The organism is Salinigranum salinum, assembly GCF_009176545.1.
Taxonomy (GTDB): Archaea; Halobacteriota; Halobacteria; order Halobacteriales; family Haloferacaceae; genus Salinigranum; species Salinigranum salinum.
The window spans coordinates 2,182,365-2,203,156 of record NZ_VTOJ01000001.1; the positions used below are offsets into that span (position 1 = coordinate 2,182,365).

The 20,792-nt window shown below is 69.8% G+C and carries 21 protein-coding genes; 17 read left to right on the forward strand and 4 right to left on the reverse strand.

The window, feature by feature from the left end:
- Window positions 1–218 precede the first annotated feature (218 nt).
- The 10 genes from menE (at window position 219) to FZP69_RS10555 (ending at window position 11,871) form a co-directional block, all read left to right on the forward strand.
- A complete protein-coding gene (gene menE, locus FZP69_RS10510) occupies window positions 219–2,288 on the forward strand; it encodes an o-succinylbenzoate--CoA ligase (protein WP_152041249.1) in 2,070 nt (689 codons plus the stop codon).
- A gap of 143 nt (window positions 2,289–2,431) precedes the next feature.
- A complete protein-coding gene (locus FZP69_RS10515; RefSeq protein ID WP_152041250.1) occupies window positions 2,432–4,084 on the forward strand; it encodes a long-chain fatty acid--CoA ligase in 1,653 nt (550 codons plus the stop codon).
- A gap of 186 nt (window positions 4,085–4,270) precedes the next feature.
- Window positions 4,271–5,419: an acyl-CoA dehydrogenase family protein gene (locus tag FZP69_RS10520; RefSeq protein WP_152041251.1), complete on the forward strand. Its 1,149-nt coding sequence runs from the start codon at window positions 4,271–4,273 to the stop codon at window positions 5,417–5,419.
- Window positions 5,416–6,678 carry an MFS transporter gene (locus FZP69_RS10525; RefSeq protein ID WP_152041252.1) on the forward strand — a complete coding sequence of 421 codons (1,263 nt, stop codon included), beginning with the start codon at window positions 5,416–5,418 and terminating at the stop codon, window positions 6,676–6,678. The genes FZP69_RS10520 and FZP69_RS10525 overlap by 4 nt, the downstream gene beginning before the upstream one ends.
- Before the next feature lie 130 nt (window positions 6,679–6,808).
- The gene (locus FZP69_RS10530; protein ID WP_152041253.1) at window positions 6,809–7,702 is read left to right on the forward strand and encodes a dihydrodipicolinate synthase family protein; all 894 of its coding nucleotides are present in this window, start codon (window positions 6,809–6,811) and stop codon (window positions 7,700–7,702) included.
- Window positions 7,703–7,971: 269 nt separating this feature from the next.
- The gene (locus FZP69_RS10535) at window positions 7,972–8,781 is read left to right on the forward strand and encodes an N-acyl homoserine lactonase family protein (protein ID WP_152041254.1); all 810 of its coding nucleotides are present in this window, start codon (window positions 7,972–7,974) and stop codon (window positions 8,779–8,781) included.
- A 150-nt stretch (window positions 8,782–8,931) separates the two neighbouring features.
- The gene (locus tag FZP69_RS10540; protein ID WP_152041255.1) at window positions 8,932–9,330 is read left to right on the forward strand and encodes a helix-turn-helix domain-containing protein; all 399 of its coding nucleotides are present in this window, start codon (window positions 8,932–8,934) and stop codon (window positions 9,328–9,330) included.
- A gap of 93 nt (window positions 9,331–9,423) precedes the next feature.
- Complete coding sequence (locus tag FZP69_RS10545; protein WP_192918534.1) at window positions 9,424–9,675, forward strand: UPF0058 family protein; 252 nt, start codon at window positions 9,424–9,426, stop codon at window positions 9,673–9,675.
- 96 nt (window positions 9,676–9,771) lie between these two features.
- Complete coding sequence (locus FZP69_RS10550) at window positions 9,772–11,496, forward strand: MutS-related protein (protein ID WP_152041257.1); 1,725 nt, start codon at window positions 9,772–9,774, stop codon at window positions 11,494–11,496.
- Window positions 11,497–11,637: 141 nt separating this feature from the next.
- Window positions 11,638–11,871, forward strand: a complete 234-nt coding sequence (locus FZP69_RS10555) for a DUF1059 domain-containing protein (RefSeq protein WP_192918535.1) — start codon at window positions 11,638–11,640, stop codon at window positions 11,869–11,871.
- On the opposite strand, the gene FZP69_RS23505 is transcribed toward FZP69_RS10555, so the two are convergent.
- Window positions 11,802–11,987: a DUF7511 domain-containing protein gene (locus FZP69_RS23505; RefSeq protein ID WP_152041259.1), complete on the reverse strand. Its 186-nt coding sequence runs from the start codon at window positions 11,985–11,987 to the stop codon at window positions 11,802–11,804. The genes FZP69_RS10555 and FZP69_RS23505 overlap by 70 nt on opposite strands.
- 154 nt (window positions 11,988–12,141) lie before the next feature.
- Here FZP69_RS23505 and FZP69_RS10565 point away from each other — a divergent pair, with 154 nt between their 5' ends.
- Together FZP69_RS10565 and FZP69_RS10570 are read left to right on the forward strand one after the other, a co-directional pair.
- On the forward strand, window positions 12,142–12,429 hold the full coding sequence (locus FZP69_RS10565) for a hypothetical protein (RefSeq protein WP_152041260.1): 288 nt from the start codon (window positions 12,142–12,144) through the stop codon (window positions 12,427–12,429).
- A gap of 63 nt (window positions 12,430–12,492) precedes the next feature.
- On the forward strand, window positions 12,493–12,687 hold the full coding sequence (locus FZP69_RS10570) for a DUF7576 family protein (RefSeq protein ID WP_152041261.1): 195 nt from the start codon (window positions 12,493–12,495) through the stop codon (window positions 12,685–12,687).
- Window positions 12,688–12,699: 12 nt separating this feature from the next.
- Here the strand turns inward: FZP69_RS10570 and FZP69_RS10575 are convergent, their stop codons facing one another.
- Window positions 12,700–15,042 (reverse strand): ATP-dependent DNA helicase, encoded by a 2,343-nt coding sequence (locus FZP69_RS10575; protein WP_394350159.1) that lies wholly within the window; start codon window positions 15,040–15,042, stop codon window positions 12,700–12,702.
- A 103-nt stretch (window positions 15,043–15,145) separates the two neighbouring features.
- Here FZP69_RS10575 and FZP69_RS10580 point away from each other — a divergent pair, with 103 nt between their 5' ends.
- Complete coding sequence (locus tag FZP69_RS10580; protein WP_152041263.1) at window positions 15,146–15,469, forward strand: hypothetical protein; 324 nt, start codon at window positions 15,146–15,148, stop codon at window positions 15,467–15,469.
- Between the two features lie 51 nt (window positions 15,470–15,520).
- Complete coding sequence (locus FZP69_RS10585) at window positions 15,521–16,219, forward strand: SDR family oxidoreductase (RefSeq protein ID WP_152041264.1); 699 nt, start codon at window positions 15,521–15,523, stop codon at window positions 16,217–16,219.
- 36 nt (window positions 16,220–16,255) lie between these two features.
- Here the strand turns inward: FZP69_RS10585 and FZP69_RS10590 are convergent, their stop codons facing one another.
- Both FZP69_RS10590 and FZP69_RS10595 read right to left on the reverse strand, forming a co-directional pair.
- The gene (locus tag FZP69_RS10590; RefSeq protein ID WP_152041265.1) at window positions 16,256–16,642 is read right to left on the reverse strand and encodes a hypothetical protein; all 387 of its coding nucleotides are present in this window, start codon (window positions 16,640–16,642) and stop codon (window positions 16,256–16,258) included.
- A gap of 27 nt (window positions 16,643–16,669) precedes the next feature.
- Complete coding sequence (locus tag FZP69_RS10595; RefSeq protein WP_152041266.1) at window positions 16,670–17,866, reverse strand: MFS transporter; 1,197 nt, start codon at window positions 17,864–17,866, stop codon at window positions 16,670–16,672.
- 143 nt (window positions 17,867–18,009) lie between these two features.
- Between FZP69_RS10595 and FZP69_RS10600 the strand changes: the two genes are divergently transcribed.
- The 3 genes from FZP69_RS10600 to moaC all read left to right on the forward strand — a co-directional run bounded on the left by FZP69_RS10600 (window position 18,010) and on the right by moaC (window position 20,755).
- Complete coding sequence (locus FZP69_RS10600; RefSeq protein WP_152041267.1) at window positions 18,010–18,570, forward strand: rhomboid family intramembrane serine protease; 561 nt, start codon at window positions 18,010–18,012, stop codon at window positions 18,568–18,570.
- Window positions 18,571–18,819: 249 nt separating this feature from the next.
- Window positions 18,820–20,262, forward strand: a complete 1,443-nt coding sequence (locus FZP69_RS10605) for an NAD(P)H-hydrate dehydratase (RefSeq protein ID WP_152041268.1) — start codon at window positions 18,820–18,822, stop codon at window positions 20,260–20,262.
- On the forward strand, window positions 20,255–20,755 hold the full coding sequence (gene moaC, locus FZP69_RS10610) for a cyclic pyranopterin monophosphate synthase MoaC (RefSeq protein WP_152041269.1): 501 nt from the start codon (window positions 20,255–20,257) through the stop codon (window positions 20,753–20,755). Before FZP69_RS10605 ends, moaC begins: the two co-directional genes overlap by 8 nt.
- Window positions 20,756–20,792: the final 37 nt, after the last annotated feature.

A 20,792-nucleotide genomic window follows, 5' to 3' on the forward strand; every position in this document is an offset into this window, starting at 1 on the left:
TCGTTCGGCACCGGCGCTGACGGTCCTTCGATTACCCACGGACCAGCGTCTCACCACCACGCCACGCGACGTCCGATGGGACGGGCAGTGAGCGCGGTCCGGCGTACATGTCGGCGAACACCCGACACGAGACTGGACGGGTACCGAGAGAGAACACGAGACTGGACGGGCGCCGAGAGAAAGACAGTAGTGTACGGGCGCTGAGGTGGGAGCCACGGATGCAGGACTGGCTCTCTCACCGGGTACAGACGACACCCGAGCGGACGGCGCTCGTTCGCGCAGCGACGGGCGAGACGCTCGACTTCGCGCATCTCGGGGCGATGGTCGACGACCTCGCCGGCCGGCTGGTCGCACTCGGTGTCGAACCCGGTGACCACCTCGGGATGGTGCTCGAGACGCGACTGGCCGCGGTCTGTACCGTCCACGCGGCCGACCGGCTCGGGGTCGTGCTGGTCCCGCTGGGCGACGGTCTCACCGCCGCCGAACTGGGCGCACAGATCGACGCCGCGGACGTCACGACGCTCGTCTGCTCCGAGGCAACGGAGGCGCGCGCCGTCGACGCGTTCGACGGGCCGATCTGTTCGGTCGACGACCCCGAACACGCTTCCGTCGTCTCGCTCGCGGACGTGACTCCGGTGGAGGTCGCCCCCGTCACGTGGGACCTCGACGACGTCCGACTCCTGCTTTTCACCTCGGGGACGACCGGCGAGCCGAAGGTCGTCCAGCTCACCGCCGGGAACCTCCTGTGGAGCGCGGTCGCCTCGGCGTTCCGTCTGGGGTTGCACCGCGACGACCGCTGGCTCGTCGGTCTCCCGCTCCACCACATGGGCGGGCTCTCGCCCGTCCTCAGACTCCCGCTCTACGGGATGACGGTCGTGCTCCGGGAGTCGTTCGACGCGGGGCGGACCGCCGACGACATCGGCAACTTCGACGTGACGTGCGTCTCGCTCGTCCCGACGATGCTGAAACGGATGCTCGACCTCCGGGGAACGCTCGCGGACACCCTGCGCGTGGTCCTCCTCGGCGGTGCCCCTGCACCCGACGACCTGATCCGGCGCTGTCGGGACTTCTCGATCCCCGTCCACCCGACGTACGGCACGACCGAGACCGCGTCGCAGGTCGCCACGGCCACCCCAGCCGAGGCGTTCGACGACGTCGGAACCGTCGGCCGGCCGCTCTTCTGGACTACGGTCGCCGTCCGGGACGACGACGGTGCCGTCGACACCGGCGACATCGGCGAGTTCGTCGTCGGCGGGCCGACGGTGTCGCCGGGTTACTACGGGAACCACGAGGCGACCGACGCCGCGTTCGGTCCGGAGGGGTTCCGCACGGGCGACGTCGGCTACCGGGACGCAGGTGGTCGACTGTTCGTCGTCGGACGGCTCGACGACCGGATCATCACCGGCGGGGAGAACGTCTACCCGCGCGAGATCGTCGACGTCCTGGAGTCACAGCCGGGAGTCGCGGAAGCAGCCGTCGTCGGCCTCCCCGACGACGAGTGGGGGGAGCTGGTCGGGGCGCTCGTCGTCGCCACGGACGACCTCACGGTCGAGGAGATCGACAGCCACTGTCGCGACCGGCTCGCGGGGTTCAAGCTCCCTCGTGTGGTGTCGTTCACCGACGAACTCCCCCGAACCGAGTCGGGTACCGTCCGGCGTGAGGCCGTGCGCGACCTCCTCGAAGAGGGAACGGCGATTCCCGACGCCGAGGAAGCCACTCCACCCGTGGTGGGCGACGACCGCCCGGCCCGTGACGACGCTCCAGCCGACATCGACCACGACCCGGCACCGGACGGTGTCGACTCGTCCGATGCCGACGGGACCGACGGGCTCATCACCGAGGCCGAGGAGACCGAAGACGGAACCGAGCCCGTGGGCGAGAACGAGGACGACGAGGCGTTCCTGGTCGGCGGACAGCACTGGGGGACCGACGAGGAGGAAGACGAGGGAGGGGACGACCCCAGCGAGGGGTCGTCCGACGTCGTCACGGACGCTCACACGGGGGCGTCGGAAGCGGGGACCGCCTCCCAGCCGGAACCGACCGACGCCGACCCCGAGACGCCGGATTTCGTCCAGGACGCCCTGTCGGAGGGGACGACCGACGAGTCGGTACCCGAGCCGACTCCCGACCGGCAAGACGAGCGCGAAGACCGGGGAGCAGCGCCGGACGAGACCGACCGGACCGACGCCGTTGCCGACCCCGATGGCCTCGATGGCCCCACCGAGACGGACGACTCCCGCGCGGACGACGACGATCCGGCGGACGAGACGGACGCTGAAGGGACCTGATCGGCGTGAGTGACGGCGATCCGGCGGACGAGACGGACGCCGAAGTGACGTGACCGGCGTGGGCGACACGTCGGACGACGCACCGTCACGACGACCGCCCGATCGTGAGGAACAATCATTACACTCCCGTGTCAGCTACCCGTATGGTAGGGACGACCGACCAGACGTTGCGCCCGTTCCTGTGGCGAGCGGCGAAGCTGTACCCCGACCGTGAGATCGTCTCTCGGACGCACGAGGGGCTGTCGCGCACGACGTACGCGGCGTACGACCGTCGCGTCGCACGGCTGGCGAACGCGCTCGACGACGCCGGCGTGAGCCGTGACGCTCGCGTCGGGACGTTCTGCTGGAACCACACGCGACACTTCGAGACGTACTTCGGGGTCCCCTGTCGCGGGTCGCAACTGCACACGATCAACCCCCTGTTGCCGGATCACCACGTCCAGTACATCGTCGAGAACGCGGCCGACGAGCTCCTCTTCGTCGATCCGTCGCTCGTGGAGTCGCTGGAGAGCGCAGCGACCGACGCCGACGGTGCGTTCGACGCCGTCGAACAGTTCGTCGTGATGGGGTCGGACGTGCCCGAGACATCGCTCGACCCCGTCACCGACTACGAGTCCTTCCTCGCCGACGACGAGACGTACGACTGGCCCGACCTGGACGAGGAACGACCGGCGGGGATGTGTTACACCTCGGGGACGACGGGCAAGCCGAAAGGCGTCGAGTACAGCCAGCAGACCATGTGGGCACACACGATGGGGATCCTCCCGGAAGCGGGGCTCGACCTCCGGGCGAGCGACGTGGTGATGCCGGTCGTGCCGATGTTCCACGTGATGGCGTGGGGGCTCCCGCACGCCGTGACGGCCGCCGGCGGCAAACACGTCTACCCCGGACCCGCACCCGATCCGGCCGACATCGCCCGGCTCATCGAGGACGAGCGGGTGACGTTCACCGCGGGCGTGCCCACGGTGTGGCTCGGTCTGCTCGACTACCTCGAGGAGAACGACGCGGATCTCTCGTCGCTCGAACGTATCGCCATCGGCGGGGCGGCCGCCCCCGAGTCGCTCATCCGCGAGTACGAGGAGTCGTACGACGTGCAGGTGTTGCACGCGTGGGGGATGACCGAGACCTCCCCGGTGGCCGCGGCGGCCCACCTCAAGCCCGGAATGGAGTCGTGGCCGGCCGAAAAGCGGGACCGAAAGCGGGTCAAACAGGGACTCGTCCTCCCCGGACTGGAGTTCAAAGTCATGGGGGAGGAGGGCGAGATCCCGTGGAACGGTGAGGACTTCGGCGAACTGTGGATCCGGGGGCCCTGGGTGACGACGGAGTACTTCGGCCGCCCGGAGGCGAACGAGACAGACTTCGTCGACGGGTGGCTCAAGACGGGCGACGTCGTCACCGTCGACCCCGAAGGGTACATCCAGATCGTCGACCGGGCGAAGGACGTGATCAAGTCGGGCGGCGAGTGGATCTCGAGTCAGGAGCTGGAGAACGCGATCATGGCCCACGACGACGTGACCGAGGCGACCGTGATCGGCGTCCCGCACGAGAAGTGGCAGGAGCGGCCCGTCGCGTTCGTCGTCGCCCGTGAGGGCGTCGGCGGGGGACCACTGATGGCCGACATCCGGGACCTCCTCGCCGAGGACTACCCCGAGTGGTGGCTCCCCGACGACGTCGTGTACGTCGAGTCGATCCCGAAGACGGCGACCGGCAAGTTCGACAAGAAGGTGCTCAGAGATGAGTACGCCGACCACGAGATCGACGACGTACCCGAAGAGGCCGCACCCGAGGAGGAGTAGCAGTCGTCAGCGGTAGACGAACCCGAAACCGGACCGGGAGACGCACGCGTCGGCCGAACCCGACGACCGCGTCCCGAGCGACCCGTCTTCTCGGCGGTGTCGTTCGGCGGTCGTCGGCTCGTCGACCCACCCGCGACCCCGGGGACGTTCACGAACTATTTTCACGGTTCTCCGCTCACCCGACGTATGGAGCTCCTCGACGAGTCGGTCGTCCCCGACCGCGCCCGCGACGTCAAACGCCGTGCCCGCGAGTTCGCCGCCGAGCACATCGAACCCGTGGCCGCCGACTACCACGCTTCGGGGGAGTACCCGTGGGACGTGCTCGAGGCTGGGATGGACGCCGGTCTCGTCGCGGGCAACATCGGCGAGGCGTGGGGTGGCCCGGGGTTCGACCTCGCCCAGCGGCTGGCGCTCGCCGAGGAGCTCTACCGCGCCGACGCGGGCATCGCGCTCACGCTCCAGCTGGCGAGCTTCGGCTGCGACCTCGTCGAGACGCACGGGACCGACGCCCAGCGAGAACGGTGGCTCGAACCGGTGGCCGCACACGAGGCCATCTCGGGGCTCGCGGTCTCCGAACCCGACACCGGGAGCGACATGGCGGGGATGACGACGACGGCCGACGAGACCGACGACGGCTGGCTGCTGAACGGCGAGAAGTACTGGGTCGGCAACGCCGTCGAGGCCGACTGGCTCACCGTCTACGCGAAGACCGACGACGGTGACGAGGCGCACCGGAACTACTCGCTGTTCGTCGTCGACACTGACAGCACCGGGTACCACGCCGAGCACATCCCCGAGAAGATCGGGATGCGCGCCTCCAAGCAGGGTCACATCGTCTTCGACGACTGCCTCGTCCCCGCTGAGAACCTTATCGGCACCCGGGGACGGGGGTTCCGGATGCTCGCTGACTTCTTCAACAAGGGCCGCGTGATCGTCGGCAGCCACGGCCTGGGGCTGGCTGCGGCGGCCATCGAGGAGGCGTGGTCGTTCGTCCACGACCGGGAGGCGTTCGGCCGTCGGGTGAGCGAGTTCCAGGCCGTCCAGCACACGCTCGCCGACAGCCGGACGGAGTTCGAGGCGGCGCGGGCGCTCACCTGGCGAGCGGCCGAGCAGGTCGCCGCGGACGACGATCCGGGGCTGTGGGCCGCGATGGCGAAGCTGAACGCGACAGAGGTCGCCGTCGACTGCGCCGAACGCGGCATGCAACTGCACGGCGGGCGCTCGATCCTCGCGGAGAACCGCATCTCTCGGGTGTACCGCGACGTCCGCATCCCTGTCATCTACGAGGGGGCGAACGAGATCCAGCGCGACCTCGTCTACCGGCAGTCACGGTGACAGGGAGACGCGACACGGGCCGACTCCGGACGGTCGGGGACAGGGCAGGGAGACGGCGGGATCGCGACCGGCTCCGAACGGCCGGGCTGGTCGTCGGGCTGTGCCTGCTTTCGGCGTCCGCAGCGGCGTACGAGATCGCTCCGGCGAGCGTCACCCCACTGGTCCGGTCGTCACTCGGTATCGGGGCCACGTCGGCCGGGTGGCTCGTGAGCGTGATGTACGCCGTCGCGGTCGTCACGAGCGTTCCCGCTGGAATCGCACTCGATCGAGTCGGCGTCACGCGCGCCGTCGTCGTCGCCGCGGTCACACTCGTCGTCGCTGGCGTGTGGGGGTTCGCCGCCGCCGTCGCGGGGGAGTACTGGTGGCTCGTGGCCTCGCGCGTCGTCGGGGGGCTCTCCTACGTCGTCCTCTGGAACGCCGGAGCGAACCTCGTCGGCGGTGCGGTCGGGTCGGAACACCGCGCGACCGCGGTCGGCCTCTTCACCGCGAGTGCACCGTTCGGTTTCGTTCTCGGGCAGTTCGGTGGGCCACAGGTCGCTGCAGTCGCCGGGTGGCCGGCCGTGCTGCCGACGTTCTCCGCCATCGCCGGGGTCGGCGTCGTGGTGTTTCTGACCGCGGCACGCGGGCAGCGCCTGTCGGTCGCCAGCGAAACTCCGGGCCGGGAGGCGCTCGTCTCCGTCTTCGTCGACCGGGCTGTCTGGACGCTCTGCGTCCTCGGTTTCATCTCGTTCGCCCTCTACCTCTTTCTGAATAGCTGGCTGCCGAGTTACCTGCACGAAGAACTCGGCGTCAGTCTGGCGACGAGTGGACTCCTGACTGCGCTGTTTCCGGCTGTCGGCATCGTCTCGCGTACCGGCGCGGGAGTCCTCTCCGACCGGCTGTTCGACGGTCGACGCCGGCCGGTCGCCGTCCTCGCGTTCGTCGTTGCGACCCCGGGCGTCCTCGGCATCGTGGCGACGAGACAGGTCGGCTTCGTCGTCGGACTCGTCGTCGTCGCCGGCTTCGGTGTCCAGCTCGGCATCGGGCTCCTCTTCTCGTACATCGCGGAGGTCGTTCCCGACGACGTCCGGACCACGGCGGTTTCGCTTCTGACCGCTGTCGGGTTGACCGGCGCGTTCGTCGCACCGGTCGCCGCCGGCGCACTCATCGAGCGGGTCGGCTACCGGCCGGCGTTCGTCGTCGGGGGGCTCGTGGGCCTCGTCGGGGTCGCACTCGCGTGGCGTGCGCCGGAGCCGTCGGCCCCGCGTCGGAGCGACTGATTGACGGTTCCGGGTGAGCCAGCAGGCGAGACCGACGACGATGCCGGCCGCCTCGACCCGTTACCCGAACGGCTCGCGACGACTCGCCGCCTACCCAACGCTTATTCGCCGGGGGTCGGTGGCCTCTCACATGACGACGCATCCAGTGTACACACCGCTCGTCACGCCGTTTACCGACGCCGACGGGGTCGATGCCGACGCGCTCGCGTCGCTCGTCGAGGCGGTCGAACGCCGGGGCGTGGACGGTGTCGCCCCCTGCGGGACGACGGGCGAGTTCGCCAGTCTCACCGACGACGAGTACCGCCAAGTCGTCGAGACGACAGTCGATGCCGCCACCGGGAGCGTCGTCACGGGCGTCGCCGACACGAGCGTCGCCGGCGTCCGGTCGCGGATCGATCTCGCCGCCGACCTCGGCAGTGACGCAGTACTCCTCACCGGGCCGTACTTCCACACCGAGAACGCCGCGGGCGGGACGGAGTCGTTCCTCCGTGCGGCGCTCGCCGACGTTTCCCTGCCCGTCTACCTCTACAACCTTCCCGTCTACGTCGGCGAGTCGCTTGACGTCGACACCGTGGCGACGCTGGCCGACGACGGAGTCGTTCAGGGGCTCAAAGACTCCAGTGGCGATCTCGAATACCTGCTCACGCTCGCCCGCGAGACGCCCACCGACTTCGACCTCTTCTGCGGCTACGATAGCATCCTGGTGCCCGCGCTGACGAACGGAACGACCGGCGGCATCAACGCCCTCTCCAACGTCGTCCCGGAGGTGTTCGACGCGGCCACGTCGGCGCTCGAAGCGGGCGACGTCGAGCGGGCCGTGGCGATCTCCCAGCGGGCGATCGGGCCACTGTTCGCGAACTGTGCGGCGCACGGCTTCGCCCCGGCGGCGAAGGTGGGTGCCGCCGCACGGGGTTTCATCGAGTCGACCGCCGTCCGTCCCCCGCTGGTCGACCTCGACGCCGACGACCGGGCCGCGGTAGCGGCGGCGGTCGACGACGCGCTGGCGGTCGTCGACGACCACTGAACCGGGACGAATTCGCTCGACAGCACCCGTCCAGTGGACGGTCGTTCCTCCGACCAGCGCGACGTCCGCCGGCGCGTCCCACACGGCACGCGATCGTGACGCCCGAGGGTTGATATGCGATACCGCGACCAGACGTCCCATGATCTGACAGTCCTCACGGGGTGCTTGGCGGGCGCGCGGCGCGTCACTCCGTGACGCCGACGGTGCGTCGCCTGCTCGCAACTGACATGGGGCTGAACGTTTAATCTCGCTCGGCCCCTCCAGAAGGCATGGTTGATACCTCCATCCACCTCCTCGACCGGGGGCGCGTCTACGCCGACCGGGGATACGTCGTCGACGGCTACTCGATGGGCACCGCCGCCGCCCGGACCGTCGACCACGAGATCGGCGAGTTCGTCGTCTGGAGTGCGGTCGTCGACCACCCCGACGTGACCGTCCTCTGGGACACGGGATCACATCCGGACGCGGGGGCGGGATACTGGCCGGAGCCGCTGTACGCGGCCTTCGAACACGTCGACGCGGCGGACCACGAACTCGCGTCGGATCTCGACGCCGCGGGGTTCGATCTCGCCGACATCGACGCAGTCGTGATGAGCCACCTCCACCTGGATCACGCAGGCGGCCTCGCGGCGTTCGCGGGAACCGGAACGCCGGTGTACGTCCACGAGGAGGAACTGAAGTTCGCCTACTATTCGGCGAAGACGACCGAGGGATCGATCGCGTACCTGGCGTCTGACTTCGACCACGACCTCGACTGGAAGATCGTCCACCGCGACCGCCACACATTCGCGCCCGATTTCGAACTTATCCACCTCCCTGGGCACACGCCCGGCGTGCTCGGCGCGCGGATCGGTCTGCCGGACGAAACCGTCGTCGTCGTCGGCGACGAGTGTTACGTCGACGCGAACTACGCAGACGAGGTGCCACTGGGGCCGGGGCTGCTCTGGAGCGAACCACACTGGTTCGACAGCCTCCAGCTGGTGAAAGAGGAGGTCCGCCGAACCGACGGCGCGGTCGACGTGCTCTACGGTCACGACCTCGACCAGTTCGCCTCGTTCGAGGGCGGCTGGAACCGCTGACCACGGCGATCGACGCGGACAGCTGTCGGATGGCCGTCGACTCGGGGGCGGACCGAGTCGAGAAACCGCCGACTTCGAGGGTCTGGGTGTGCCCAGTCGTGTGCACGGAGAACAAACTCTTTTACACACAGCCTCCGTATCTCTCACTCGATGCCGAGTTCGATGGCCGAGTATCTTCGAGCGGACATGGAGTGTGAGGGCCTCCTCGAGTGTTTCCATGGGCTCAAGGAACTCGACAGGGAGGTCTTCCAGTCGCTCGTCGACGCCGACGGTCGGTTGACCGTCGACGAGATCGCCGAACGAGTCGAACGGGAACGGTCGACCGCCTACCGAAGTGTCCAGCGGCTCCTCCAGGCGGGTCTGGTTCAGAAGGAACAGGTCAACTACGAGCAGGGCGGATACTACCACGTCTACCGCACCGTGAGCGCCGACGAGGTGACCGACGACATGCAGCGGATGCTCAACGACTGGTACGCGAAGATGGGACAGCTCATCCAGGAGTTCCGCGACAAGTACGGCGACGAGCTGGAGACTGCGCCCGCCGACTGACCCCCCGTCCCGCCACCCCGAACCACCGCGGTAACGTGTGATCTCGTCGCACACCGTGTCACTTAGGCTGTTCGAGCCCCTACAGTTATCGCCGTGAACAAGAACGAACTCGTCCACCTTCACGCCCTCCTCGCACAGGTGGCCGAGGAGTACGCCGACGAAGGTCTCGCGACGCGCGACGACTTCGCGGCGTACCACGAACTCGGAACGACGCCGATGGCGCTTCGGCGGTCGCGGGCCGACCACGAGGCAGCAACGCGAGCGCTCGCTCGGACGCTGGCTCGACTGTCGACCGACGAGATCCGAGGGTCGGACCGCGAACTCGAGGAATCGCCCGCGGTCTGAACCGGGCCCGGGACCGACCGGAACCGGAGCGAACCGGGACAGGGGTCGGAACCGCCTTCTGCAAACCACTAAGGGACGGCCGGTGTAGCCACGGGTATGCGACTTGAGGACTTCTGGGGTGTCGGACCGAAGACGGCGACGCGACTCCGCGAGACGCTCGGGGAGGCGGCCGCCATCGAGGCGATCGAGTCGGCCGACGTCAGACGACTCGTCGAGGCAGGAGTGGCCCGGGGACGGGCGACGCGCATCCTCAGACGGGCACAGGGCGGCGCGGGGATGGACCTGCTCGCGACGCGTGACGTCCGGAGCGTCTACGACGAGATCGTGACGCAGGCGGCCTCGTACGCCGTCACCGGACACGCGGCCGATCGGATCAGGGTCCTGACGCCACTGACCGAACTGGATCGGCAGGCCGACCGGCTGGACCGGGTGCTGGCCGCGCGGGACGCGTGGCAGGCGCTGGGCGACGACGAGCGAACGGCCGTGCTCGAGGCGTTCGAGACGTACGACGACGCCGGTAACGCCCGCCCGGCCGCGATCAGGACCGTGCTCGCACTCCGTCGGGCGGGCCTCCGTGGTGAGACGTTCGCGGCGCTCGACGACGTCGACGAGGAGACGCTCGCGGCCGCCGCAACCGCGCTCGAATCGCTCGACGGGAGTGGTGGCGTCAGGCGTGGTGCCGACGAGGAGCTCGACCGACTGCGCGATCGACTCGCCGCCGCCGAGGAACTGGAGGGCAGCGCCTTCGACGTGATCGACCGGATCCGCGAGCGCGGCGTCCGCGATCTCGAGGAGTTCCGTGGCGCGTTCGTCGAGTACGTCGCGGGCGAGACGGATCTCACGCGCGGCGCGGTGACCGCCGCGACGGCCGACGACGCGGTCGACACGGCGGACTTCGTCTCGACCACCCTCAGAACGCTCGTCGCCGACCTCCGCGACCAGGTCGACGGGCGGGAGGCGACGGTCCGGGCCGAACTCGAAGATGCCGTCGGCGAGGCGCGCGACGACGTGGCGGCGACCGTCGAGGCGGTCGACGACCTCGCCGTCGCGCTCTCGCTGGGACGCTTCGCCGCCGCGAAGGGGCTGACCCGGCCGACTCTCGTGGAGGACGGCCTCGCGGTCGAAGCCGCCCGGAACCTCTCGCTGACGGACCCGCAGCCGATCACGTACGGGATCGGCACACACTCGCTGTCGGCACCGGCGACCGACCGCGTCGCGGTGCTCACGGGCGCGAACAGCGGCGGGAAGACCACGCTCTTGGAGACGCTCTGTCAGGTTACGCTCCTGGCGTCGATGGGGTTGCCGGTGCCAGCGGAGAACGCCGAAGTCGGGCAGTTCGACGCCGTGGTGTTCCACCGCCGGCACGCATCGTTCAACGCGGGCGTCCTCGAGTCGACGCTGAAGACCATCGTCCCGCCGCTCTCGCGGGAAGGACGGACGCTGATGCTCGTCGACGAGTTCGAGGCGATCACGGAGCCGGGGCGGGCCGCCGACCTGCTCAACGGGCTGGTCTCTCTCACCGTCGATCGGGCCGCGCTCGGCGTCTACGTCACGCACCTCGCGGACGACCTCGCACCTCTGCCCTCGGAGGCGCGGATCGACGGCATCTTCGCCGAGGGGCTCACCCCCGACCTCGACCTGAACGTCGACTACCAGCCCCGTTTCGGGACGGTCGGCAAGTCCACGCCGGAGTTCATCGTCTCCCGACTCGTCGCCAACGCCCGCGATCGGACGGAGCGACAGGGGTTCGAGGCGCTCGCCGCGGCGGTCGGCGAGGAAGCCGTCCAAGGAACGCTCTCCGACGCCCGATGGTCGAAGTGACGTAGTATTCGTGTCGGAACGAAACGTTCGGCCAGTAATTAATACGATTTAAGCAGCCAAGCTTGATTTTTGACCGAGAACAACAAAATCGTCGATGTTCGACACCGAAGCCTTTAGTACATACAGCTATTGAGTGGTATTGTGAAATCAGATACCCTCCTCCGCGTCGGCTGTCTCCCCGACTGCGGGTACGAGGTGGAGTCGCGAGACGAGACGGTCCTCGTCGAGGAGATGACGGAGCACATGTGGGAGGCGCACCGCCTCTCGGTCGACCCACTCGACGTCCGCGAGATGGTCTCCCCGAGTCACCGCATCTCGCGGAGCGAGACGAACGCGTCGGTGTCCGCCGAGAGCCACCTCTCGACCCGGTCCTGACACGCGAGCCCGCGCGGATAGATCGTACAGCGGTCCGGCCTGTGCTCGTAGCTGACCACGACGCCGTGGAGGTCGAACGTGCGGCGTGAGTCCGCCGCGTCGGGGTGGGCGGCCATCACGTGGATCGCCGTCCGGATCGCTTATCAACCCTGCTAAGTCAACTATATACTTCAACCGATGTTTACCGTGAGGCGTGGTATCTCTACACAGGACTACGCACGTCGATCCGCGCGCCGACGGACAGTTGTGCGTCGCGCCCATCGCTCCGCTATGGAGATCGACACTGACCGGTTCGAGCGCGTCCCGCTCTCGGAGTGGGACCGCCTCCGCGACGTCCTCGAACGGTACGCCGACGGACGCGTCGAGGTGGACGGCGATCGACTGACGTGCCGGCTGGGGGCGGCGACGTTCACCGTCGGCCGCGACGGGACGATCGACGCGGGGATGCCACTCCACGGATTCGAGACACGCGGCGTCGAGGCGCTCGGTGTCGACGCCGAGCGCGAGGAGCTCCTCGTCGAGACGGGCGACACCCGGTACGTCTTCCGACACCCGTGAACTCGGTGGGTCGCATCGAAACTGACGGTTTGAAGTAGTCGGCCCGGTGTCTCTCCGTGAGAGATGGTAGACCCGACCTCCGACCTCGACGAGGACGTCGACGAGACCAACGCGCCGGCGTGTGCGGTCTGCGGAGAGAAGCTCATCCGGGACCCGAACCACCGCGTCGTCACGTGGGTCGCCGACGGTGAGATACAGGTGCGACACTTCTGCAGCGCGGAGTGCCGCGAAGCCTGGGACGAGGACGAACGCGACTGAGTCGGTCGACCGTCACCAGAACCGGTCGAGCGCGACCGAGAGCATGTCGGCGCTGACCGGCCGGAACTCCTCGCGTTCGACGGGGGGAAACAGCCCCCGGACGCTGTCCCAGCTCTCGCGTGCGTACCGCTCGTCGACCAGGACGCGGACGCCGCGTTCGTCGGCCCCGCGGATGACACGCCCCAGCGCCTGCCGGGCTTTTCTCACCGCGGGAACGAGGAGCGCGGTCCGGAAGCCGTCGCCGAACGCCCGGTCGTACGCCGCCCGCACCGCGTTCGTCCGTGGACTCGACGTGTCGACGATCGGTACGCCGCAGACGACGGCCGCCGCGAGGCGGTCGCCGCGGTAGTCGACTCCTTCCGTGAGGGTCCCGCGGAGGCTCGTCACCAGCACCTTCCCGGGACCGGCGAAGAACTCGTTCTTGAGCGACTCGGTGTCGCGGTCGTCCGACGACTCGTCGAGCAACACGTCCTTGTCGACCCGTTCCCGGAGCCGGTCGGCGATCCACCGCGCCTCGGCGTAACTCGGCATCCCTACGAGGACGTTCCCCGGCGAGCGGGCGACCTCACAGACCGCGTCGACGTACACTTCGCGCGTCTCCGAGGTCGATCCGGGCGAGCCGCGGTTCGCGTACGTGTACTTCGGCGCGTCGACGGCGAAGCTCGCGCGATTGGTCTCGGGGAAGCTCAGCCCGTAGGTCCGTTCGACGACCGGTCGGCCGTCCTCTGCGAGCGCGTCGAGCCCCGTCACCTGCCGGAAGACGTCCATCGGCTCGATCGTCGCGCTCATCAGCACCCCGCCGCCGAACTCCCCGAGTCGGGTGGCGATGGCCTCACCGGGCAGGCAGTTGTGGAGCGCGAGTCGGGCGTTGTAGCCACGCCGCCACGAGTCGGGCGGGTGGGTGTCGTCCCACGTCCGCTCCAGTTCGATCTCGCGGAAGTAGTCGCCGTGGTCGAGCGAGCGCCACGCGGTAAGCACCCGGCCGACGGCCGACACCGCTCTGGTGCGGTCCTCGTCGTCGAGTTCGTCGAGGACGCGGGCGACGCACGCCCCGACGGCCTCGGCACGGGTCCACGCGTCGAGGTGGCCCGACTCGCGCGCCCACCGGGTCAGGGCGTCCTCTTCCGTCGACTGAGGGTCGCGGAGCGGCAGTTCGTGGTCGTCGAACGTCTCGGGCACGTCGGCGAGCGACGCGCGCCAGTCCGGCCGTTCGCCGCCGAGGTACTCGCGCACCCGCCGGTCGACCTCCTCGCGAAGCGCCTCGACAGCGTCGCGGACCGCCCGCACCTCGTCGAGGGTGAGGTCGGCGTCGTCGAACTCCTCGCGGACGAGACGGGCCCCGTCGGTCTCGTGGCCGGCGTCGTCGAACTCGAGCGGCTGGATCACACGAGAGAGTTCGGAGACGGCGTCGCGGAGCGTCGCGTCGCCCACCCCGTCGCTCACGAGGTCGCGCACGCGCGGTTCGAGCATGTGCGCCTCGTCGCAGACGACGAACGTCGAGTCGTCGAGGAGCGCGCCGGTGAACGTCGCGGCCGTCGTCGGGTCGAACGCGTGGTAGTAGTTGCCGATCACGACCTCCACCTCCGGGAGGAGTGCACCCATCACCGAGTGGGGGCACGACCCGTGCGACGCGGCGAGGCCGACGAGCGTCTCCGTGTCGATCAGGCCGCGGTCGTCGAACGCGAAGGGGATCGCCTCCGCGGGGTCGCCGTCGTCGGGGAGGTCGTCGAGAAAGCCCGCGTAGAACGGACAGAACTCGGTGTCGCCGTGCTCGGGCATCTCGGGGAGGTACGGCGTCGGCTCCCCGGCGGTCTCGAGGTAGCGCACGCCGCCGGCTCCCGAGTCGGCGAGTCCGGTCTGCGCCCGTCGCGCCTCCGCGGCGAGTGCGCCCGCGGTGGTGTCACCCCCCTCTCCGGTGAGGTTTCGCGTCCGCTCGCGTAGCCCCTCACACCGGTCGTACACGTTCGCGGTGTCGATCCGACCCTGGTTCTCGCGGGCGTAGGGACAGACGTCGGCCTTGCCGACGAGGGTGAGCCCGGAGACGGGACGCCACTCCTCGGGGAGGCCAGCGTTGATGCTCTCGAGGTCGGACTCGAACTGCCGAAGCTGTTGTTTGACGCTCGTCAGCACGACCACGCGCTCGTAGTCGGTGTCGGGGTCGCGTACGAGGTCGACGCCGGCGGTGAGCGCGAGCATCGTCTTGCCCGTTCCGCAGGCCCCCTCGAGGACGGTGAACCCTCCCCGCCGAGCGGTCTCGCCGACGGTCTCGATGCCGTCGACCTGCTCGGGGTACGGCGAGTCGTGGCCGAACACGTCCTCCCACTGCACGCTCGCCCCTCCCCGCTCGGCACACAAAGCGGTGTCGCCCTCGGTTCTCACACGGCGAGGTGGGCGCGGCCTCGTACTTGAACGTCGGGTCCGTCGGGAGAGATTTACGTGCGCAGTCGAAGCCCCGGGCGTGCACACGACCATCGCGGAACACGACGGTCGACTGCTCGCCCGACTCGAGGACGACGACCGGGTGTTCGAGGTCAGCTTCGACACGCTCGAGGCGACGGACGTCACCCTCCACTTCCAGCGCGACGGCGAGAAGGTGGGCAGCATCTACAACGACGACGGCACGCAGCGGACGATGGCCCGGTTGACCGTCCCCGGTGAGGGCGACTTCATCGCGGTCGAGGTGCCGAAGTCGTTCGTCGCGGAGGTGCTCGACGTCGCAGGCGAGACCGACAGAGTCGCGAACCCCACCGACGCGGAGGGGTACCGGCTGCGCGTCCTCTAGGTCGACAGACACGGCCGAAACCCTCTCGCCGTCCGACGCCGACACCTACGTATGCCGAACACCCGCGTTCTCGTGGCCGGTGCGTCCGGCGGCACCGGTCGCGCGGTGCTCCGCCTGCTCGCTCCACGGCCCGTGACGGTGCGCGCGCTGACCCGATCGGCGTCGAAGACCGACCGCCTCGAATCGCTCGGCGCCGACGAGGTTCTCGTGGGCGACCTGTTCGACCCCGACGACGCGAAAAACGCCGCCACGGACGTCGACGTCGTGCTGTCGGCGGTCGGCTCGACGCTCCGTGACCTGCACGGCGGAGAGTTCGTCGACGGCGTCGGGGCGCAGAACCTCGTGTCGGCCGCCGCCGCCGCCGACGTCCGGGCGTTCGTCATGGAGTCGGCGCTCGGCGTCGGGGACGACCCCGCGAGCCTGCTCGCGACCGCGTTCGACGCGGTCATCGGTCCGATCCAGCGCGCGAAGGCCGACACAGAGGCGGCGCTCCGCGCGGCGGACCTCGAACACACGATTCTCCGTCCCGGTGTCCTGACCGACGGTCCGCGAACCGATACCGTGCAGGTCGCGGAACCGGGCGCGAAGCTCTGGGGGACCGTCTCGCGGGCCGACGTCGCGCGGCTCATGGCGGCAGCACCGTGGACGCCGACGGCGACCGACCGGACGTTCGAGGTCGTCGACAACCCCCTGTTGCGGCGGCGAGAGGACCTCCTCACGATCGACTGGGTCGACGGTCCCGACAGCTGAGCCTCCGGTCGCGCCAGTCGCGAAGCGTCGCACACCTCACAGCAGGCTCGCACCGTGAACCACGACGGCGAGGTTGTTCGCGAAGACGAGGAGGCCGGCGGCGACGAGGAGCCCGAGCCAGGTCTCGACGGCCCCCGCGAGGAGCACCCGCGTCCGTGTCGACGCCTGGGCGAGCGCCCGGAGCACGAGGGAGAAGCCGCCCGCCGCGGCGACGACCGCCAGGACGTTCGCGCCGACGAGCGCCCACGTCGGGCCGGCGAGCAACGACGCGACGAGCGGGTTCGCCTCCGCGCCGGGACCGAACCGGGCGGTCGCCCCGAGCGTCGTCAGCAGATCCACCGTGACGAGGAGGAACAGCGCGACGGCGAGCCAGTCCCAGTACTCGTCGTGCGGCGCGAGGGCTGCGTGTCGTGCGCCAGGCATGACCTCGAAGTGGTTCGTCTCCCGGTATCAACCTTCGTGTGGTCTCCCGCGGGAACGCACGACCCCGGCAGTCGGCAACAGCCCGGTGGCGGCGAGTCCGACGATCACCGCGACGGTGACTGCGAGCCCCGCCGCGAAGAGCCGGAAGACCGTGTCGAAGCCGTAGCCGGCCCCGGTGAGCACGCCGACGAGCCCGCTGCCGTTCGCCTCGACGACGATCGAGAGCCCACTGAACACCGCGTAGGTGCTCCCGCGGACGTCGGTCGGGAGCACGCCGAGGACGTACGCGTCGATCGCGGGGAAGAGGCTGTGGATGGCGTAGCCGACGACGATAGAGACGACGACGAGACCGGCGACGTCGCGGGCCAGCGTGAACGCGCCGACCCCGCCGGTGAAGACCACGAGCAGGCCGACGATGTACGGGACGAGCGGGAGGCGGTCGGCGAGTCGGCCGCTGAGCCAGAACGCGGGCACGCCCGCGGCGAACGTCACGGTCAGCAGCGTGCTCGCGGTCGCGGCGTCGACGCTTCTCGCGGTGGTGAGGTACGACACGTAGAAGTTGAACAGCCCCTGCCAGACGAAGCCCGCCGTGGCGATCATGAGGATTCCCGCGCCGACGACGCGCCAGTGAGCGAGCGCCGCGCGGAAGTTCCGGTCGGCGCTCGCCGTCGCCGGGACGCCGTCGCGCCGCAAGACGACGACGAGCGCGGCCGTCACCAGCAGCGCCCCGACCGCGAGGAGCACGAACACCTCGCGCCAGGAGGCCACCCAGAGCACGGCCACGACGACCGTCGGCGCGGCGACCGAGGCGAGCTGTGCGGCCGTCCCGTGGACACCGACGGCGCGACCCACCCTGTCGGGGAAGAGATCGCTGATGAGTGGGACCGCGCTCGCGAAGTACGCCCCCGAGGCGAGACCGATCAGGAGCGCCCCGACCTGGAGCAGCCGAATCGACCCCGCGAGGGCGGTGAACGCGGCCGCGGCCGCGAGGACGACTCCCGTCACGACGACCACGTGGTGACGGGCGACGCGGGTCAGCAGGTAGCCGACCGGGATACGGACCGCCCCCGTTCCGAGCCAGACGAGCGAGGCGGCCACGCCGACGGTGGCCGGACCGACACCGAACGCTGTCTGGAGTTCGGGGAGGAGGGGCGCGAACGCGGTTCGGCCGAAGTTGACGAGGAAGACGAGTCCGAGGAGGGGACCGAAGAGACGACGGGGCACACCGGAGGTGTCGCCGGCCGGTGGTAAAGCGTTGCGTTCCGGTGGTGCGATTCGCGTGGCGTTCGGGAGCTCGTCGGTCGGCCCGTCGGCTCGAAGCACGCCGGGCGGATGGCTTACGCTTCCCGAACACCAACGGCGTGACGATGCGATCCCCGACCGTGGAACTCCTCGGCGTCTTCGCGGGCGTGTTCGTCCTCCAGCAGGTCGCCGGACTCGTCGGTGTGGGTCCGGCGTGGTTCGCGCTCGCGGTCCCGCTCGCCCGACCGTGGACGCTCGTGACCAGCGTCTACGCCCACGCGAGCCTCTCGCACCTCGTCGCCAACGCGGTCGCGCTCGTCCTCGTCGGGCTGCCGCTGGAGCGGTTTACCACCCGTGCTCGCTTCCACACGTTCGTCTTGGTGACGGGCGCAGTCGCCGGGCTCGTCGAGGTCGTCGTCGGCTCCCTGACCGGTGGGGCGGTGGCCGTGGTCGGAGCGAGCGGGGCGATCCTCGCGCTGTACGGCTACGTCCTGGCCGGCAATCCGCTCTCCGGGGGCCTCCTCGCTCGACTAGACCTGAGCCGGCGGGCGAGTATCCTGGTCCTCGTCCTCGTCGCGCTCGCGGTCACCGTCGTCACCGCGGGCACGGGTGTCGCGCTCGTCGCCCACTTCACAGGCGTCGTCCTCGGGACGGTCGCCGGCCGGCTGCGGCTCCTGCGGACGTGAGGCGGTCCCGTGGACACACGGGCTCTCTTCCGCCGGCGTTCGACCCCCGAAAGCGGCGCGATGCCGTCGAGCGGGGCACGCGTCGTCGGCCCGTGGGGACGCGTGTTTTCGAGGGGCGCGTGCCCGCGCTGGGTACGACTCTCCAGCTCTGTCGCCGCTCACCACTCGCGGCACGCCCTCCGACTCCGTCGCCGCCCACCGACACCCACAGGGCCGGTGTTTTAGGTACCGACGGCCGAAGGTCGAGCTATGATCACGGCGAGACGGATGGCGGCCGTCGACGCGAACGCGGCCGCCCTCGGCGTCCCACGCAAGCAGTTGATGGAGTCGAGCGGACACGCGGTCGCCCGCGTCGTCCGCGACGTCGCACCCGGTGACGACGCCGCGGTGGCCATCGTCGCCGGCCGGGGGAACAACGGCGGCGACGCCTTCGTCGCCGCGCGGTTCCTCGACGATTTCGACGTTCAGGTGTCGCTCCTCGGTCGCCCCGAGACCATCTCGACCGGGATCGCCCGGGAGAACTGGGACGCCCTCGTCGACGCCGAGTACGACACCCGAATCGTCGGCGACTCCAGCGACCTCGATCTGGGACGTCCGGACGTGGTGGTCGACGCGATGCTCGGCACCGGGGTGACGGGCGCGCTCCGCGAACCGGAAGCGTCGGCCGCGCAGGCGATCGACGCGCTCGACGCGACCGTCGTCGCGGTCGACGTCCCCTCCGGCGTCGACGCCGACACCGGGACTGCGGCGGGCGTCGCCGTCGACGCCGACCACGTCGTCACGTTCCACGACGAGAAGCCAGGGCTCGCGACCCTCGACGCGACCGTCCACGTCGCGGACATCGGGATCCCCGCTGCCGCCGAGGAGTTCGTCGGCCCGGGCGATCTGCTGTCGCTCGGCCGCGACCCACAGTCGCACAAGGGCGACCACGGCGAGGTGCTCGTCGTCGGGGGCGGCCCGTACACGGGTGCGCCCGCACTGTCGGCGCAGGCCGCGCTCCGGGCCGGTGCGGACCTCGTGCGCGTCGCCTGTCCCCGGTCGGTCGCCCGCGAGGTTCAGGGGTACAGCGAGAACCTCATCGTGCTCCCGTTCGAGGGCGAGACGCTCGCGCCCGACCACGTCGACGCGCTCGTCGACCGGGCGAACGAACACGACGTCGTCGTCTTCGGTCCCGGCCTCGGCTCCGCGGACGAGACGCTGACCGCCGTCGAGGCGTTCCTCGCCGACTACGACGGGCGGGCGGTCGTCGACGCCGACGCTCTCCAGGTCGTCCCCGACGTCGACACCGAGGCCACGCTGGTCTGCACGCCCCACCAGGGCGAGTTGCGGAAGATGGGCGGTTCTACGTCCGAGTCGTGGCGCGAGCGCCGGACGCTCGTCGCGGCGTTCGCGGGCGACCTCGGCCACACGTTGCTCGTGAAGGGCGCGTACGACGTCGTCGCCGACGGCCACGAGACGCGGGTGAACCGCACGGGGAACCCCGGGATGACCGTCGGCGGCACGGGCGACGTCCTCGCGGGTGTCACGGGGGCGCTCCTCTGCACGCAGGAGCCGCTCGAAGCCGCCGCGATCGGGGCGTACGTCAACGGCCGCGCCGGTGACCTCGTCGTGGAGGAGCGCGGGTTCGGGCTGGTGGCGACCGACCTGCTCGATCGCGTCCCCGAGGCCACCTGGGGGGAGCGCGATGAGTGACGCCGACGGTGGCGGCGACGGCGACGACCTCACCCACACCGACGAGGCGGGCAACGTCCAGATGGTCGACGTGGGTGCCAAACCGGATACCGCGAGGCGGGCGGTCGCACGGGGCACGATCCACCTCCAGCCCACGACGATCGACGCGATCCGCGCCGACGATGTCGACAAGGGCGACGTGCTCGCCACGGCCCGGGTCGGCGCGGTTCAGGCTGTGAAACACACCTGGGAGACGATCCCGATGTGTCATCAGATCCCGATCACGAACGTCGACACCGAGTTCGTGGTCGAAGACGACCGCGTCGTGCTCACGGTAGCGGTCGAGACGACGGGGAAGACGGGCTGCGAGATGGAGGCGCTGGAGGGCGTGACGACGGGGCTGAACGTCGTCTGGGACATGGTGAAGGCCGCCGAGAAGGACGCCGACGGGCAGTATCCCGACACCCGGATCACGGACGTCCACGTCGTGCAGAAGGTGAAAGAACGGCTCTGACACGGGCGGCACGTCCGACCTCCACCAGCCGACCGTC

Excerpts from the sequence above, each read along its gene's own strand:
- FZP69_RS10585 (WP_152041264.1), top strand. The coding sequence starts at position 15,521 with ATGCCGAACACCCGCGTTCTCGTGGCCGGTGCGTCCGGCGGCACCGGT.
- FZP69_RS10535 (WP_152041254.1), top strand. The coding sequence starts at position 7,972 with ATGGTTGATACCTCCATCCACCTCCTCGACCGGGGGCGCGTCTACGCC.
- FZP69_RS10590 (WP_152041265.1), bottom strand. The coding sequence starts at position 16,642 with ATGCCTGGCGCACGACACGCAGCCCTCGCGCCGCACGACGAGTACTGG.
- FZP69_RS10565 (WP_152041260.1), top strand. The coding sequence starts at position 12,142 with ATGGAGATCGACACTGACCGGTTCGAGCGCGTCCCGCTCTCGGAGTGG.
- FZP69_RS10605 (WP_152041268.1), top strand. The coding sequence starts at position 18,820 with ATGATCACGGCGAGACGGATGGCGGCCGTCGACGCGAACGCGGCCGCC.
- menE (WP_152041249.1), top strand. The coding sequence starts at position 219 with ATGCAGGACTGGCTCTCTCACCGGGTACAGACGACACCCGAGCGGACG.
- FZP69_RS10540 (WP_152041255.1), top strand. The coding sequence starts at position 8,932 with ATGCCGAGTTCGATGGCCGAGTATCTTCGAGCGGACATGGAGTGTGAG.
- FZP69_RS10600 (WP_152041267.1), top strand. The coding sequence starts at position 18,010 with ATGCGATCCCCGACCGTGGAACTCCTCGGCGTCTTCGCGGGCGTGTTC.
- FZP69_RS23505 (WP_152041259.1), bottom strand. The coding sequence starts at position 11,987 with ATGGCCGCCCACCCCGACGCGGCGGACTCACGCCGCACGTTCGACCTC.
- FZP69_RS10530 (WP_152041253.1), top strand. The coding sequence starts at position 6,809 with ATGACGACGCATCCAGTGTACACACCGCTCGTCACGCCGTTTACCGAC.
- FZP69_RS10570 (WP_152041261.1), top strand. The coding sequence starts at position 12,493 with ATGGTAGACCCGACCTCCGACCTCGACGAGGACGTCGACGAGACCAAC.
- FZP69_RS10515 (WP_152041250.1), top strand. The coding sequence starts at position 2,432 with ATGGTAGGGACGACCGACCAGACGTTGCGCCCGTTCCTGTGGCGAGCG.
- moaC (WP_152041269.1), top strand. The coding sequence starts at position 20,255 with ATGAGTGACGCCGACGGTGGCGGCGACGGCGACGACCTCACCCACACC.
- FZP69_RS10550 (WP_152041257.1), top strand. The coding sequence starts at position 9,772 with ATGCGACTTGAGGACTTCTGGGGTGTCGGACCGAAGACGGCGACGCGA.
- FZP69_RS10520 (WP_152041251.1), top strand. The coding sequence starts at position 4,271 with ATGGAGCTCCTCGACGAGTCGGTCGTCCCCGACCGCGCCCGCGACGTC.